Genomic DNA, 15,109 nt, shown 5'->3' on the forward strand with positions numbered 1-15,109 from the left:
GCCGCGGGGCGTGGACCGAGCTGGTCACCTGGGCCGACCGGGCGGTGGCGCTGGGCGGCGCGGAGTCGGCCGAGGGCGTGGAGTCCGCAGCGATCCGCGGGCTGGGCCTGGTCGCGGTGGGCGAGGTCGAGGAGGCGCGGAGGGCGTACGCCGGGCTGCGGGAGACCGTGCGGCACGGGGCGCAGGCCCAGCGGGCGCTCCTCGGCACCGGCTGGCTGCTGCTGGCGACCGACGAGGTCGCGGCGGCGCGGGCGGCGCTGGAGCGGGCCGTGCCGCTCAGCCACCACGGCGGCTCGACGCGCATCTCGCTGTGGGCGCGGGCCTGGCTGGCGCGGGCGCAGTTCCGCAGCGGCGACTGGGACGAGGCGGTGCGCACGGCCACCGAGGGCCTCGACCTGGTCGACGCCTCGGGCATCGTGCTGACCCGTCCGCTGCTCGGGTGGACGCTGGTGCAGGTGCACACCCTGCGCGGTGACGACGAGGCCGCCCGGCGCGCGCTGCACGGCACGGAGTCGGCGCCGCAGGACTACGCGACGATGCGGGTGCCCACGCTGCTGGCCCGGGCCGCCCTCGCCGAGGCACGGTCGGACCACGAGGGCGTGGTCGCGGCGCTCACGCCGCTCACCGATCCCCTGCTGGCAGAGGCCGTCTCGGAGCCGGGGTACTGGCCGTGGGTCGAGCCGCTGGTGTCGGCCCTGGTGGGCCTGGGGCGGCTCGCGGAGGCGTCGGACCTGCTGACCGAGACCGAGGAGCGGGTGGGCGCGCGTGGCGGCCCGCCCTCGGCGGTGGCGCGGCTGGCGCGCGCCCGGGGCCGGCTGGAGGCGGCGCGCGGCAACGGCAACCTCGCCGCCGCGCGAGAGGCCTTCGAGACCGCGCTCGAGCAGCTGGCGGGCACCCCGCTGCGGGTCGAGCGCGCGCACACCCTGTTCGCGTTCGGGCAGGTGCTGCGCCGTGCGGGCAAGCGCGGCGACGCCGACCCGCTGCTGACCGCGGCGCGCGACGGCTATGCGGCGATCGGTGCGCGGGCGTGCGTCGAGCGGTGCGAGCGGGAGCTGCGCGCGGGCGGGGTGCGCGGCGGCCGGTCGGTGCCCGAGGGCGCTCGGGCCGAGCGCGCGCCCACCGACCTCACCCCGCAGGAGCGGGCCGTGGCCGACCTGGTCGCGCAGGGCAGGTCCAACCGGGAGGCCGCCGACGTGCTCTTCCTGTCGACCAAGACGGTGCAGTACCACCTGACCCGCATCTACGCGAAGCTCGGCGTCCGCTCGCGCACCGAGCTCGCGGCGCAGTGGGACCCCGACGACTGAGCACCCCTGACGACGGACCGGCACAACTCGCCGCAGGCCCCGGATCGGGGGTTCTCGGGTCCTTGTGCCGGTCGGGAGTCCGGACGTCAGCGCGACTCGCAGCGCAGCCGGGCGGGGGTGACGCCGAAGCGGGCGCGGAACGCGCGCGTGACGTGCGCCTGGTCGACGAACCCCCACCGCCCGGCGAGCGCCATCACGGTGCGGCGCGCGTGGGCGGGGTTGGTGAGGTCGTCGCGCAGGCCCAGAAGCCGCAGCTCGCGGATCGTGTCGGTCACCGACGGGTGCCCCTCGAACAGCCGGTTGAGCGTGCGCGGCGACATGCCGTGCTCGTGCGCGACCTGCGCGTGGCCGAGGCCGGGGTCGGCGAGCCGCGCCCGCACGAAGGCCAGCACCCGCTCGCGCATCGCGTCGTCGTCGCTCGTGACGGGCACGGTGACCAGGCTCGCGAGCAGCGCCATGCCGGCCTCCCCGATCCGCCCCAGCCGCTCCTGGGATGCCGGATCGGCAACGGTGGCAACGGGATCGCGCAGGCTGTCGGCCAGCAGGTGCCCCAGCACCGAGGCCGGTCCGCCGTCGACCGCGATCGGCTGCAGCAGCAGTCCGCGCTCCTCGTCGGCCCGCAGCCGCAGCCCCGCCCGAGGAGCCGTGAGCACCGCGCTCTCCCACTCGCCGGCGAAGCGGATGGCATAGGGCCGCGCGGTGTCGTAGACGACCAGCTCGCCGGGGCCGATCTCCACGTCGCGGTCGCCCTGGCGCACGATCGCGCGGCCGCGGCGCTGCAGGCAGACCTTCAGCGCGTCGCCGTCGGGGCGCTCGTGGTGCAGGCTCTGCGGCGCCCCCGCCACCCGGAACGTGGTGGCTCGCCCGAGCGGTGCGCTGCGCAGCGACCCGGTCGGCAGCACTCCCCGCGCCGCGAGCCCGAACGCGCTCGCCAGCTCCGCGCTCCAGACCTCGGGCGCCTGCTTGGGTGCCTGCGCCTGCTCGGGCGAGTCGTCGCGCGAAGCGGCGGCGGACGTACGCATCACGCATCGACCTCCTCGTGGCGCGGACCGGCAAGAGCCGTGGCGCGAACGGTCAACCACGACCGTACGCCCGCGCGCACCGTGAGGGGACCAACAGTGGATGGCTCGGTGACGTGGCCGGGCCGGCGGCCGACCGGCCGTCCGGCGCCGCGGCTCCGCGGCCGGAACGGAGCGACGCAGCCATGAGCAGTCTTCTCGACGGGGCCCCTGGCAGGGCCGGATCTTCAGCGACGGGTGGGTGGCCGGCGGCGCCGGTGACACCGCCGCGACCGAACCCGCGACCGGCGCTGAGCTGGGCCGGGTCGGCCTGGCCGACGGCGGTGACGTGACCGCCGCCGCGCTGCTGGCGAAGGAGGCGCAGCGCGAGTGGGCCGCGACGCCCGGGCCCGAGCGCGCTGCCGTGCTGCGCCGGGCGGCCCAGGTGCTGGAGGCCGGGCGCGCGGAGGTGGAGCGCTGGCTGGTGCGCGAGGGAGGTGCGGTGCCGGCCAAGGCCGCGTTCGAGATCGACCTGGTGCTCGGCGAGCTGTGGGAGGCCGCGGCCCTTCCGACCCAGCCGTGGGGTCACCTGCTCCCGACCTCGCAGCCGGGCCGGTCTTCCGAGGCGCGCCGGGTGCCGCTCGGTGTCGTCGGCATCATCTCGCCGTGGAACTTCCCGCAGGTGCTGTCGATGCGCGCGGTCGCGCCGGCGCTCGCGCTCGGCAACGCGGTGATCCTCAAGCCCGACCTCAACACCGCCGTCTCGGGCGGTGTCGCCATCGCCCGCGTCTTCGAGGAGGCGGGGCTGCCCGCCGGTCTGCTGCACGTGCTCCCGGGCGAGGTCGAGCCCGGCGCGGCCCTCGTGAGCAACCCCGACGTCGCGATGATCTCGTTCACCGGCTCGACGCCGGTCGGCCGCGAGATCGGTGCCACCGCAGGCAGACTGCTCAAGAAGGTGTCGCTCGAGCTGGGCGGCAACAACGCCCTCGTCGTGCTCGACGACGCCGACCTCGACGCCGCGTCGTCGGCCGGGGCGTGGGGGTCGTTCCTGCACCAGGGGCAGGTGTGCATGACCGCCGGCCGGCACATCGTGGTCGAGAAGGTGGCGCAGGAATACCTCGAGCGGCTCGCCGCCCGCGCGGCCGGTCTGCCGGTCGGTGACCCCGCGGCCGAGGAGGTCGCGCTCGGACCGCTCATCAACGAGAAGCAGGCGACCAACGTCGAGCGGATCGTGAGCGAGACCGCGGCAGCCGGCGCGGACGTACTCGCCGGGGGCAAGCGCGACGGGGCCTTCTTCACCCCGACCGTGCTGGGCGGGGTCACCACGACCATGCCGGCGTTCCGCGAGGAGATCTTCGGGCCGGTCGCGCCGGTCACCGTCGTCGCCGACGAGGACGAGGCGGTGGCGGTCGCCAACGACAGCGAGTACGGCCTCGTCGCCGCGATCCAGACCGGCTCGGTCACCCGTGGTCGCCGGCTGGCCGAGCGGCTGCGCACCGGGATGATCCACATCAACGACCAGACGCTCAACAACGACGCGTTCGCCCCGTTCGGCGGCGTCGGGGCGTCCGGGAACGGCGCGACCTTCGGGACGCAGTCGAGCTGGGAGGAGTTCACGGCCTGGCAATGGGTCACCTCCCGCGAGCAGGCGCAGCCGTTCCCGTTCTAGGCCTGCGCGACCGCCGTCGGGGAGTCGGCGCGTGCAGGAGGCGCGGCGGGCGCGGACTCGACCAGGTCCGCGCCCGTCGCGTCGCGCACCTGCCCGGCGGTGACGCCCGGCGCCAGCTCCACGAGCGCGAACGCGTCACCGGTCACGTCGAGCACGGCCAGGTCGGTGATCACCCGCGACACGACGCCGCGGCCGGTGATCGGGAGGGTGCACTCCGCCAGCAGCTTGGGGTCGCCCTTCCTGGTGACGTGCTCCATCAGCACGATCACCCGGCGGGCGCCGCTGACCAGGTCCATCGCGCCGCCCATGCCCTTGACCATCGCGCCGGGCACCATCCAGTTCGCGAGGTCGCCGGCGGCCGACACCTGCATCCCGCCGAGCACGGCGGTGTCGATGTGGCTGCCGCGGATCATCGCGAAGCTGGTCGAGGAGTCGAAGAACGACGCCCCCGGCAGCACGGTCACGGTCTGCTTGCCGGCGTTGATCAGGTCGGGGTCGACCTCGTCCTCGAACGGGAACGGGCCGACGCCGAGGATGCCGTTCTCGGCGTGCAGCGTGACGGTGGAGCCCATCGGCAGGTGGTCGGGGATGAGGGTGGGCAGGCCGATGCCGAGGTTGACGTACTCCCCGGCTGCAGCTCCAGCGCCGCGCGCGCGGCCATCTCGTCTCGGGTCCAGGCCATGTCAGCTCGCTCCTTGCGCGGCGGTCGCGGGGCGCTCCCCGCGGGTGGTGCGCTTCTCGATGTCCTTGTGCTGCGCCTGCTCGGGGGTCAGCTCCACGACCCGCTGTACGAACACGCCGGGCAGGTGCACCTCGTCGGGTCCGAGGGCCCCCACCTCCACGACCTGCTCGGCCTCGACGATCGTCAGTCGCCCGGCCATCGCGGCCGGTGGGTTGAAGTTGCGCGCGGCCGCGTGGAACACGCAGTTGCCGGCGCGGTCGGCGACGGCGGCCCGCACCAGCGCGACGTCGGTGACGATCGCCTCCTCGAGCACCATCTCCCTGCCCTGGAAGACACGGGTCTCCTTGGCGGGCGAGGCCAGCTCGACGTTGCCCTCGGTGTCGTAGCGCCACGGCAGGCCGCCCTCCGACACGAGGGTGCCGACGCCGGTGGGGGTGAAGAACGCGCCGACCCCGGCTCCCCCGGCGCGCAGCCGCTCGGCGAGCGTGCCCTGCGGCGTGAGCTCGACGGTCAGCTCGCCGGAGAGGTACTGCCGCGCGAACTCCTTGTTCTCCCCGACGTAGGACGCGATGACCCGGCTGATCCGGCGCTCCTCGAGCAGCAGCCCGAGGCCGGCGCCGTCGACGCCGCAGTTGTTGGAGACGACCAGCAGGTCGTCGGCGCCCTGCGCGAGCAGCGCCTCGATCAGCGTCCACGGGATGCCGGAGAGGCCGAAGCCGCCGACGGCCAGGCTCGCGCCGCTCGGGATGTCGGCGACCGCCGCCTCGGGGCCGGCCACCACCTTGTCGAGACTCATGCCGGGGCTCCTTGCAGGTGTTCGATGATCGCGGCCGAGACCTGTTGCGGTTGCTCGACGTTCGCGAGATGGGCGGCCTGGTCGAGCACGAGCAGGCGCCCGTCCGGTACGCCCTCGGCCACCTCTCGCAGGTGCTCCGGCGGGGTGGCCGGGTCGTCGGCGCCGGCGATCGCGAGCGTGGGGGCGCCGATGCTGGCGAGGTCGGCGCGCTGGTCCATCGCGGCGATGGCGTCGCAGCAGGCGGCGTAGCCGGCCGAGGGAGTGGCGGCGACCATGTCGACGTGCGCCCGGCGTACGTCGGGGTGGGCCTGGGAGAAGCCGGGGTGAACCACCGGTCGACGATCGACTCGGCGATCGAGGCGACGCCGTCGGCGCGCACCGTCGCGGCCCGCTCGAGCCACACGTCGGGCGGCAGGTGGGCGCTGCTGCACAGCACGACCAGGCGGTCCACCCGCTCGGGGTTGCGCACGGCGACCCGCATGCCGGTCATGCCGCCGAGCGACAGCCCCACGAGGTGGGCGCGCTCGACGCCGATGTCGTCGAGCAGGGCGACGAGGTCGTCGGCGAGGTCGTCGATCGCGTAAGAGCCTGGGGGCACAGGGGATTCACCGTGCCCGCGCGCGTCGTAGCGCAGCACGCGGAAGTGCTCCGACAGCGCCTCGACCTGCGGGTCCCACATGCGGTGGGTGGACCCGAGCGAGCCGGCGAGCACGACGGTGGGGGCGTCGCTCGGGCCGCTGATCTCGCGGTGCACCCGGACGGCGGCCATCACGCGATCCGCTCGAACACGGCGGCGATGCCCTGGCCGCCACCGATGCACATGGTCTCGAGGCCGAATCGCGTTTCGCGGCGGTGCATCTCGTGCGCCAGCGTGGCGAGGATGCGTGCCCCGGTGGCGCCGACGGGGTGGCCGAGGGAGATGCCGGAGCCGTTGGGGTTGAGCCGCTCGTCGGTGGGGTCGAGCTTCCACTCGCTCAGGACGGCGAGCACCTGCGCGGCGAACGCCTCGTTGAGCTCGATGACGCCGAGGTCGTCCATGGTGATGCCGGCGCGCTCGAGGGCGGCGGCGGTGGCGGGCACCGGGCCGATGCCCATGACCTCGGGTCCGACGCCGGCGACGGCCCAGCTGCGGAGCGTGAGAAGCGGTGTCAGTCCTCGCTTCTCGGCCTCGGCGCGGGTGGTGACGACGCATGCGGCGGCGCCGTCGTTCTGCCCGCTGGCGTTGCCCGCGGTGACGGTCGACGCCTCGTCGGTCTTGAGCCGGATCGGGCGCAGCCCGGCGAGCTGCTCGAGGGTGGTGTCGGGGCGCGGGTGCTCGTCGGTGTCGACGACGGTGTCGGGCTTGCCGCGGCGGCCGGGGATCGTGACGGGCACGATCTCGGCGTCGAACCGGCCGGCCTGCTGGGCGGCGCCCGCGCGCTGCTGCGACTGCACGGCGAGCTGGTCCTGCGCCTCGCGGCTGATTCCGTAGTCGCGGCGCAGGTTCTCCGCGGTCTCGATCATCCCGCCGGGGACCGGGTGGTCCTTGCCCCCGGCGGTCTCGCGGGCGCGGTCGAGGCGGTCCATCAGGTCGACGCCGCCCTGCTTCACGCCGCTGCGCAGCCCGAGGGCGTAGTGCTCGACCTGTGACATCGACTCCGCTCCCCGGCGATCACGAGCCGGGCACCGCCGGTGGCGATCTGACCCGCGGCGACGAGCACGGCCTGCAGGCCGGAGCCGCAGCGCCGGTCGAGCTGCAGCCCCGGCACGCCCGTGCCGAGGCCGGCGTCGAGCGCGGCGACGCGGCCGATGGCCGGCGACTCGCCGTTGGGGTATCCCTGGCCGAGGATCACGTCGTCGACGTCGCCCTCGGTGAGGCCGGTGCGCTCCACGAGGGTGCGCAGCAGGCCTGACGCCAGGTCGGTCGCGGTGACCGAGGCGAGGGAGCCGCCGAAGCGGCCGACCGGGGTGCGCAGCGGGGCGCAGATCACGACATCGTCCATGGCATCGACGGTAGGGCGAGGCGTCGATATAGAGAAGTACTCAGTTGTGCGCCATTCGGACCTCAGAAGTCTCGGTCGTGCGACGCTGGTGGCGTGGAGCTCCGACACCTGCGCTACTTCCTGGCGGTCGCCGAGGAGCAGCACTTCGGCCGCGCGGCCCAGCGGCTGCACATGGCCCAGCCGCCGCTGTCGCACCAGATCCGACAGCTCGAGGCAGAGCTGGGGGTGCGCCTGCTCGACCGGACGACGAGGCGAGTGTCGTTGACCGAGGCGGGGGAGGCGTACGTCGGGCGGGTGCGGGCGATCCTCGCCGAGGTCGACGCGGCGGGCGAGCAGGCGCAGCGGGTGGCGGCCGGCACCGAGGGGCGGCTGGTCGTGGGGTGCGTCGGGTCGGCGACGTACAGCCTGCTGCCGGCGTTCGCCCGGGCGGTGCGCGAGGAGCTGCCGGGTGTCGACCTGGGCTTCCGCGGCGAGATGCTCGTGCCCGCGCAGGTGCGCGCGCTGATGGCCGGCGAGATCGACCTTGCCCTGCTGCGTCCGCCGGTCGACGAGCCGGGCGTACGCCTTTCGCGCCTGCGCGCCGACCGGCTCATCGTCGCCCTGCCCGACGCCCACCCGCTCGCCTCGCGCAAACGGCTGCGGGTGCCCGACCTGGACGGGCTCGACCTCGTCGTGCACGCGGAGGGGCGATCGGTGATGCACGACGCGGTGATCGAGCTGTGCCGCGCGGCCGGGTTCGAGGCGCGGGTGCGGCACGAGGTGACCGAGACGTCGACGCTGGTGACGTTCGTGGCGGCCGAGCTGGGCGCGGCCGTGGTGCCCGAACCCGTTGCGCGACTAGGGGTTCCGGGCGTGACGTTCCGCCCGCTGGCGGCGCGCGGGGCGCGCATCGAGCTGGCGGTCGGCATGCGCGAGGACGACGACTCCCCGCGCTCGCGCGAGCCGTGGAGCTCGTACGTCGGCTGGCCGCGAGCGACGATGCCGGCCGCTAGCGTTGTCTCGGCTGAGCACTAGACAGGTGAAGACGGGCCGATCGGCGACACGCGATCGTTTCCGCTAGCGAAATATCGGGGATCGCCTAGACGCGCGGATACGGTCCGATCGTGGACCCGATCAGGAACCCCTACGCCCCCGGCGCCGGCCAGCGCCCGCCCGAGCTGGCGGGGCGCGACGCCGAGCTGCAGACCTTCACCATCGTGCTGGAGCGCATCTCGCGCGGCCGGCCGGAGCGGTCGGTGGTGCTGACCGGGCTGCGTGGCGTCGGAAAGACGGTGCTGCTCAATGCGCTTCGCTCCGCGGCGGTGCGCGCGCACTGGGGCACCGGGAAGCTCGAGGCGCGGCCCGACCAGCGGCTGCGGCGACCGCTGAGCGCGGCCCTGCACACGGCCGTACGCGAGCTCGGCCACCCGCAGACCGACGACGTCGATCACGTGCTGGGCGTCGTGAAGTCGTTCGCGCAGCGTGATGCGCCGGCGGGCGCGAAGCTGCGTGAGCGGTGGAACCCGGGCATCGACGCGCCGGCCGTCTCGGGGCGTGCCGACTCCGGCGACATCGAGATCGACCTGGTCGAACTCCTCTCCGACGTAGGCGGATTGGCCGCCGACGTGGGCAAGGGCGTGGCGATCTTCATCGACGAGATGCAGGACCTGCACCCCGAGGACGTGTCGGCGCTGTGCGCGGCGTGCCACGAGATCAGCCAGGCGGCGCTGCCGGTGGTCGTCGTCGGCGCGGGACTGCCCCACCTGCCGGCGGTGCTGTCGGCGTCGAAGTCGTACAGCGAGCGGCTGTTCCGCTACGCGCGCATCGACCGGCTGCCGCGCGACGCCGCCGAGCGGGCGCTGCAGATGCCGGCGAAGGAGGAGGACGCCGACTTCACCGAGGACGCGCTCGAGGCGATGTACTCCGCGACCGGCGGCTATCCGTACTTCATCCAGGCGTACGGCAAGGCGGTGTGGGACCTCGCACCGCGTACGCCCATCACCGGCGAGGACGTCGGCGTCGCCGCCCCCGAGGCCGAGTCGGAGCTGGCCGTCGGATTCTTCGGATCCCGTTACGAGAGAGCGACTCCCGGCGAGCGGGAGTATCTGCGCGCCATGGCCGACGTCGCCGCCGACATCGCGGCGAAGGGCGAGGAGGAGCTCGACGAGATCGAGTCGGTGCCGACGTCGGACGTCGCGAAGCTGCTGGGCCGCAAGCCCCAGTCGCTCTCGCCCGCCCGCGACGCACTGCTGAAGAAGGGGCTGATCTACTCCGGCGAACGCGGCCGCATCGCCTTCACCGTCCCCCACTTCGGGCGATACCTGCGCCAGCAGGGTGAGCACCCCAGCCCAAGCCGGCCGAGTAGCGACGAAGCCAAGCCGGCCGAGTAGCGACGAAGGAGCGTATCGAGGCCCCGCGAGTTGCTCTGGAACCCGCCCCAGGCTGAGTGGTCACTTACGGTCGGTGTCCGCGGGCGTACACCCGCAACAAGTGACCACTCAACCTTCGGAGACTGCGTTGCCGACGGCGCAGTCTCCTGCTTGCGACGATCAGCGCAGTGCGGTCGCGGAGCGCTACCGTGAGTGTGGCGAGGGGAGACGCGCGCCTGACTCCTGAACCGCCCCTGACCTGTACCCGGTATCCCGGACACCTGTTCTGAGGCGATGATCGTCTTGGAGGAAGGAGCCGATGATGCCGGCACCGAAGTCACCTGAGTTCCGTCAGCGCGCGGTGGAGGGCGCGGCAGCGGGAGAAGCCGATCGCGCAGATCGCCAAGGATCTGGGGATCAGTGATCAGTCGGAGGTCGATGCCGGGCACAGGCCTGGCTTGTCGCGTGATGAGCGGGGCGAGCTGGTCCGGTTGCGGAGGGAGAATCGGCGTCAGGCGATGGAGACCTGGGATCCTCAAGCGGGCCAGCGCCTACTTCGCCAGCGAGAACGTCCTCCCAGAATGAGGTGCCTGGCCGTGGCTGCCTTGGCCGGGCAGGAGGTCGACCTGGGGGATGGGGCTGGCCCGCGGCTGGTCACGGTGGCGGCTGCAATGGAGCCACGCAAAGGGGGTGTCGCGTAGCGGCGTGGAGCGGGCGTTGCGGGTGCCGTCCTCTTCGTTCTATGACTGGCGGGCCGGTCGCGGGCCCTCGGCGCGGGACGTGGTTGATGCGTACGCGTTGCAGGCGATCATCCAGGTGCACCAGCGGTCGCGGGGGACTTACGGGGTGCGGCGGGTGCACGCCGAGCTGGCCCTCGGCGGGTACGAGCACGCGGTGTCGCGCCGCCGGGTGACCCGGTTGATGCGCGTTCAGCGTTGCAGGGAGTGCACCGGCGCCGGTGGCGCGGTCCCGGCGTGCGGGACGTGGCGACCTGGCCCGATCACGTCAACCGGCGGTTCGTCGCCGACCGCCCCGACCGGTTGTGGGTCACCGACATCACCCAGCACCGCACCGGCTGCGGGTGGGTGTACTGCGCGGTCGTGCTGGATGTCTACTCCCGCCGCGTGGTCGGCTGGTCGATCGCTGATCACCTGCGCACCGAGCTGGTCGTCGACGCCCTGGAGATGGCCAGGATGCACCGCAAACCCGTTGGGACTGTTGTGCATTCGGACCGTGGAACCTGCCCAGTACACGTCGTGGCTGTTCGGCAACCGGCTCCGCGAGGCCGGGCTGCTGGGATCGATGGGCCGGATCGCGTCCTGCTACGACAACGCGTTGATGGAATCCTTCTTCGGCTCGATGCAGATCGAGCTGCTCGACCGGCGCGACTGGCCCACCCAGGACGACCTCGCCAAGGCGATCTTCGAGTGGATCGAAGCCTGGTACAACCCCCACCGCAGGCACTCCGCCCTGGGCTACCTGTCCCCGGCCGAGTACGAAACCCTTCACGCCGCCACGAGCACCGCGGCATGATCACCCCAACCGAAACCGTCCGAGAAACCGGGTACAGGTCACATTCGCCGCAGCGTCGCTCGGGCTGCGTACCCGTTCAAGGGGGCGAAGAAGATCGCGCCGTCTCGGGGCTGTCGGCACCGTCTGCCATGATCCCACCATGGCTGGCATCCGGACCGACAACATTCCGCGCACGGTCGACGGGCCAGCCGTAGTTGCTGCGGCGTCCGCCTTGATGCTGCTCCCGGAGAACGCGTCGAGGCACCTACGCCTGCACCGAATGGCGGCGCTCGGCATGGCACTTGAGGACCGGCAGATTTCCGCGGCAAGTTCCAGCGCCATCCGCGCGCTGCTGAAGAGCGACGACATCGGTGGCCCTGATGTCCTCCGGGAAGAAGACCCTTATTCCGACGTCCTTGTGCAGAGCATTGATTTCGTCGGCGGCACATACCTCGTCTCGTCGGGCTCCGGGGAGCACACGGTGGCTGACGTCAAGAACCTGATCGACGCGATGCTCCGTGAGCGTTGGATGGACAACGACCTCTACCAACCGACCTTCCGACTGGTCCGCAGTCTGCTCATCGTCAGCGACCTTGTACTAAGGCGCGCAGGTCTCCGGCGCGGCACGCTGCCGCTGGGGGCCGCGCGGACGCCCGTCAACGTTCCCGGGGCGGCCCGACTGGAAGAACTCGCTTCTGCCGCGTTCATCTCGAACGACGACCTCGACTCGTACGGCCCGTGGTTCCGTATGGTCATCGACACCTTCGCGCGCGACCCGGGAACCCTTACCGAACCGTGTGGCGACGACGTCACAGATGACCGTCTCCAGATGTATCCATTCCTTCGGCTGGACGACGGGTACCGAGTGGTGCTCCCCTCGATCTTCTCGTGACATTGCGCTTCCATTTCTTGCGTTTCGCGAAGCAGGCCGGCCAACTCGAGGAACTGGGACGGCGATGGCGAACCGCCGCTCTCTCTCGCGTCATGCGCCTGCTCGACCCCGGCAGGACCGCGATCTTCCTCGAAGAGGACCACCTGGTCTCCAGGTATCTGTTGCCGATAGACGGCAGACGCGACCTTCACGTCGTGCTCGCAACCGACCCGCTGACCAACTGGGATACCAACGTCTGGGGCCACATGCACGACACCCAGGCGGTGCTGGCGCGCCTTGCCTACCTCATGGCGCCTGAGGAACGGCGGACGTACTCGAGCGCCTCGACGCTCCTGCACCTTGTCATCAGCGATACCCCGGGCGGAGGTGCATTCTGGGGCGTCCCCAACATCAACGATGCCGACCCGATGCTCATCCTCAGGTCAGACGATCTCGAGGTCATGCTTCATCACGAGCCTGATGGGGCTCTGGGCCTGCTCCTCTTCGCCGAAGCGCAGGACAGGCGGCCCGGGGGTACATTTGTCACCGACATCCTCGACGAGTTCAGCGTCTACGACGCGTCAGAGAAGTCGTTCTACTTATCGGACGGGCCGCAACCGAACTTCACGGTGTTTCAAACCGGAGAGGCGCTTGCGCCTCGTGCCAAGTACCAACTCGAGGTCGACATGCACGGAGTCGTGCCGCCACTTAACCCTCAAATCATCATCCCGGCCCGGCGCCGGTATCGAAGCGATGGCCCCGGAATCTACATGGTCGACCCCAGAAGTCCATTCTGGGGATATGTTGTCGAGCTGACCGCAAGCAACGTCTTCATCACCGTCGACGTGGGCGACGGCGGACCGATAGGCGTCGAGGCTGACCTCGTGGAGTCCGCTGCCTACTGGGTATGGGAGTGCGCAAATCGCGTCGGCGTCGCACCAGCCGATCCATCCGTTGAGCTTGTACTCAAACTGTCGTCGCCTGAGTCGTGGCACAGATCGAGCGACTGGTCGCGGTCTGATCCTGCGGTGCGCGCCTCCCCTCGCGCAAGTGGTTTCAGCGTCGAGATCACCGAGACATTTGTTGCTCTCTTGCAAGAAGGGGACAACCTGGCCGAGCGCGAGCTGGTCTCGGCCTTGTTGGTAGGGCTGTTCGCTGTGACGGTTACCGATCTGCCAGAAATTCTGGATCGGGTCGCGCCGACCGGCTCCAAGCGCATGCTAAACACGTTCGATCAGCGCCAAGCGCCCGATATGTGGGCGAAAGGGCTGCCTCGCCCGTTGACAGGGCATTCCCAAGTCACCGCGCAGTTGCTCGATGACCTAGGCGACTGGCTGCGTTCGCCGTCCGGCGGCAACCTCCCAATAGGCGGCCTCAACGGGAACAACCGCGTTCCTGCCCTCAATGCGGCCGTCAAGTACCTCTTCGAGCGCCTCGAAAGCGAAATCGTTAAATACGAGCCTCGCGGCCTGCTTGCGTATCTGATCGCACAGAACGAGTCGCTGCTCCACAATGCCAAGTTCCTCGGCATGATGCTCCGGTCGCGAATCGCGTGCTTCGGAGAGAGCTCTGAGGCGGCCACCGATCTCGTTGGTGAGCGCAAAGCGAGTTCTTCTGCGCAGCGTGCCAACCGGTTCCTGATCGAGTACGTCGCCGCGCGTCCGCCGACCGGCAGCGAACAAGTCCAGGCGCGCGATTACTACGGGCTGCTGAGTATCGCGAACGAGATCGCCGAACGGGGAACTGCTTCAGATTTTCTCCACCACCGGCTAGCGGACTTCGAGGTGTCCATCCTCGAGTCGGGGCGCCTCGGAGTAGAGCGGGATCACCCGGTTCACCAAGCGATGGAAATGTACGCCGTGAACGCTGGCTCCCGATCACTTCGTGAGTCCCAAGCGAACGACTTGGTGGACGACTCCGCTAACGAGTCGAGTCGGTTTGACTTCGCCGAGTTCCTGGCGAGGAGTGTCGTGGCAACGCGGGCAGAGTTCGGATTCACCTTCGACGAGTTGCGTGAGGTATGTGGGGGTCTGCTGGATCTTGGGGTTGCTGATCAGGTGAATCGCCTCGACCAAACGACTGCGATCGCCGAGATTTCGAGTATGAGGGGCCTGAACCCACAGACCGTGGAGCGGGTTCTCGACAAGATCACGCTCGTCCCCAGGGCGTCGTTCATGTCGATCGGATACGACGCGGTGCCATGGCGCTTCAACCGGGACATGTCGTACGTCCGGCGGCCCGTCGTTCAGCAAGGGTCGGACCTTGTCTTTGGTTTCCGAAGCCTCTACCGACTTGGACCGGACTGGGTCGATAACCTTCTCTCAGGTCGGCTCCAGGGGCGGGCCGAGACCGATGAGATGATCAAGTTCATCTCCCAGGTCAGACGCCGAATCAACGACCAATTCGCGCAACAGGTCGCCCGTAAGCTCGACCGTCTCGGATTCACCACCCGTCTTTCGGTGAAGAAGTTCGGGAAGAACCGAGTGGCCGACCTGGACGGCAACGACATCGGCGACATCGACGTCTTCGCGTTGCATGAAGCCAGCAACACCATCGTCGCCGTTGAAGCCAAGGACTTCGAAATCGCCCGCACGCCGGTCGAGATCGCGAACGAGGTCGAGAAGCTCTTCACCGGAAAGAGCGGCAAGAGATCGACTGTCGAACTCCACTCGCGACGGATCGACTGGCTCGACGACAACATCGGCGTCGTCACCGCCGACTTGAGGCTTCCCGCAAGCACTCGCCTAAGGGTGCTCGGCGCCGTCGTGACCAGCGAGCCGCTGATCACGCCTCTGGTGACGGAGAGCCCGTTCCCTGTCGTTGCCATCGACGACCTCACCGCCGAGGCGGTCGGAGTCGACGCGGGGCGACAACGGCCCCGGCGCAGACAAGCCCGCGGGCGGTAGGTAGTCCTTGCCGTTGTCCGGGCAGTTAGTCAGCGCTACAC

Annotated in this window: 10 protein-coding genes and 5 pseudogenes; 9 read left to right on the plus strand and 6 right to left on the minus strand. The window is 70.8% G+C overall.

What is annotated here, in order from left to right:
* The first annotated feature begins 536 nt into the window (after positions 1 to 536).
* Positions 537 to 1,304 carry a helix-turn-helix transcriptional regulator gene (locus tag QUE40_RS17900; RefSeq protein ID WP_289233123.1) on the plus strand — a complete coding sequence of 256 codons (768 nt, stop codon included), beginning with the start codon at positions 537 to 539 and terminating at the stop codon, positions 1,302 to 1,304.
* Between the two features lie 86 nt (positions 1,305 to 1,390).
* Here QUE40_RS17900 and QUE40_RS17905 read toward each other — a convergent pair whose 3' ends face one another.
* Positions 1,391 to 2,326, minus strand: coding sequence for an AraC-like ligand-binding domain-containing protein (locus QUE40_RS17905; protein ID WP_289231837.1), 936 nt, complete (start codon positions 2,324 to 2,326; stop codon positions 1,391 to 1,393).
* A gap of 238 nt (positions 2,327 to 2,564) precedes the next feature.
* On the opposite strand from QUE40_RS17905, the gene QUE40_RS17910 reads away from it, so the two are divergent.
* Positions 2,565 to 3,971: a benzaldehyde dehydrogenase gene (locus tag QUE40_RS17910; protein ID WP_289231838.1), complete on the plus strand. Its 1,407-nt coding sequence runs from the start codon at positions 2,565 to 2,567 to the stop codon at positions 3,969 to 3,971.
* On the opposite strand, the pseudogene QUE40_RS17915 reads toward QUE40_RS17910, so the two are convergent.
* The 5 genes and pseudogenes from QUE40_RS17915 to QUE40_RS17930 form a co-directional block, all read right to left on the minus strand.
* Positions 3,968 to 4,653 (minus strand): annotated as a pseudogene (locus QUE40_RS17915) (CoA transferase subunit B). The gene QUE40_RS17910 and the pseudogene QUE40_RS17915 overlap by 4 nt on opposite strands.
* A gap of 1 nt (position 4,654) precedes the next feature.
* Complete coding sequence (locus QUE40_RS17920; protein ID WP_142007245.1) at positions 4,655 to 5,449, minus strand: CoA transferase subunit A; 795 nt, start codon at positions 5,447 to 5,449, stop codon at positions 4,655 to 4,657.
* Positions 5,446 to 5,724, minus strand: a complete 279-nt coding sequence (locus tag QUE40_RS19540; protein WP_350227176.1) for an alpha/beta fold hydrolase — start codon at positions 5,722 to 5,724, stop codon at positions 5,446 to 5,448. Before QUE40_RS19540 ends, QUE40_RS17920 begins: the two co-directional genes overlap by 4 nt.
* Positions 5,706 to 6,218, minus strand: a pseudogene (locus QUE40_RS17925) (alpha/beta fold hydrolase); the annotation flags it as partial. The pseudogene QUE40_RS17925 and the gene QUE40_RS19540, both read right to left, overlap by 19 nt.
* A pseudogene (locus QUE40_RS17930) lies at positions 6,218 to 7,431 on the minus strand (acetyl-CoA C-acetyltransferase). The pseudogenes QUE40_RS17930 and QUE40_RS17925, both read right to left, overlap by 1 nt.
* 93 nt (positions 7,432 to 7,524) lie before the next feature.
* Here QUE40_RS17930 and QUE40_RS17935 point away from each other — a divergent pair.
* The 7 genes and pseudogenes from QUE40_RS17935 to QUE40_RS17955 all read left to right on the plus strand — a co-directional run bounded on the left by QUE40_RS17935 (position 7,525) and on the right by QUE40_RS17955 (position 15,068).
* Entirely contained in the window at positions 7,525 to 8,445 is a 921-nt protein-coding gene (locus QUE40_RS17935; protein ID WP_289231839.1) for a LysR substrate-binding domain-containing protein, read from the plus strand.
* A gap of 89 nt (positions 8,446 to 8,534) precedes the next feature.
* Positions 8,535 to 9,800, plus strand: a complete 1,266-nt coding sequence (locus QUE40_RS17940) for an ATP-binding protein (protein ID WP_289231840.1) — start codon at positions 8,535 to 8,537, stop codon at positions 9,798 to 9,800.
* A 612-nt stretch (positions 9,801 to 10,412) separates the two neighbouring features.
* Positions 10,413 to 10,655, plus strand: a pseudogene (locus tag QUE40_RS19545) (IS3 family transposase); the annotation flags it as partial.
* Between the two features lie 209 nt (positions 10,656 to 10,864).
* Positions 10,865 to 10,963 (plus strand): annotated as a pseudogene (locus QUE40_RS19550) (hypothetical protein); the annotation flags it as partial.
* 49 nt (positions 10,964 to 11,012) lie between these two features.
* Positions 11,013 to 11,312, plus strand: a complete 300-nt coding sequence (locus QUE40_RS17945) for an integrase core domain-containing protein (protein WP_289231841.1) — start codon at positions 11,013 to 11,015, stop codon at positions 11,310 to 11,312.
* A 139-nt stretch (positions 11,313 to 11,451) separates the two neighbouring features.
* Positions 11,452 to 12,183 carry an anti-phage protein Upx-like protein gene (locus QUE40_RS17950; RefSeq protein WP_289231842.1) on the plus strand — a complete coding sequence of 244 codons (732 nt, stop codon included), beginning with the start codon at positions 11,452 to 11,454 and terminating at the stop codon, positions 12,181 to 12,183.
* Between the two features lie 92 nt (positions 12,184 to 12,275).
* Complete coding sequence (locus tag QUE40_RS17955) at positions 12,276 to 15,068, plus strand: anti-phage protein Upx-like protein (RefSeq protein ID WP_289231843.1); 2,793 nt, start codon at positions 12,276 to 12,278, stop codon at positions 15,066 to 15,068.
* Positions 15,069 to 15,109 lie beyond the last annotated feature (41 nt).

Origin of the sequence: Barrientosiimonas endolithica (assembly GCF_030296655.1) — a bacterium.
GTDB lineage: Bacteria > Actinomycetota > Actinomycetes > Actinomycetales > Dermatophilaceae > Barrientosiimonas > Barrientosiimonas humi.

Excerpts from the sequence above, each read along its gene's own strand:
- QUE40_RS17905 (WP_289231837.1), bottom strand. The coding sequence starts at position 2,326 with ATGCGTACGTCCGCCGCCGCTTCGCGCGACGACTCGCCCGAGCAGGCG.
- QUE40_RS17955 (WP_289231843.1), top strand. The coding sequence starts at position 12,276 with ATGCGCCTGCTCGACCCCGGCAGGACCGCGATCTTCCTCGAAGAGGAC.
- QUE40_RS17950 (WP_289231842.1), top strand. The coding sequence starts at position 11,452 with ATGGCTGGCATCCGGACCGACAACATTCCGCGCACGGTCGACGGGCCA.
- QUE40_RS17920 (WP_142007245.1), bottom strand. The coding sequence starts at position 5,449 with ATGAGTCTCGACAAGGTGGTGGCCGGCCCCGAGGCGGCGGTCGCCGAC.
- QUE40_RS17900 (WP_289233123.1), top strand. The coding sequence starts at position 537 with ATGCGGGTGCCCACGCTGCTGGCCCGGGCCGCCCTCGCCGAGGCACGG.
- QUE40_RS19540 (WP_350227176.1), bottom strand. The coding sequence starts at position 5,724 with ATGGTCGCCGCCACTCCCTCGGCCGGCTACGCCGCCTGCTGCGACGCC.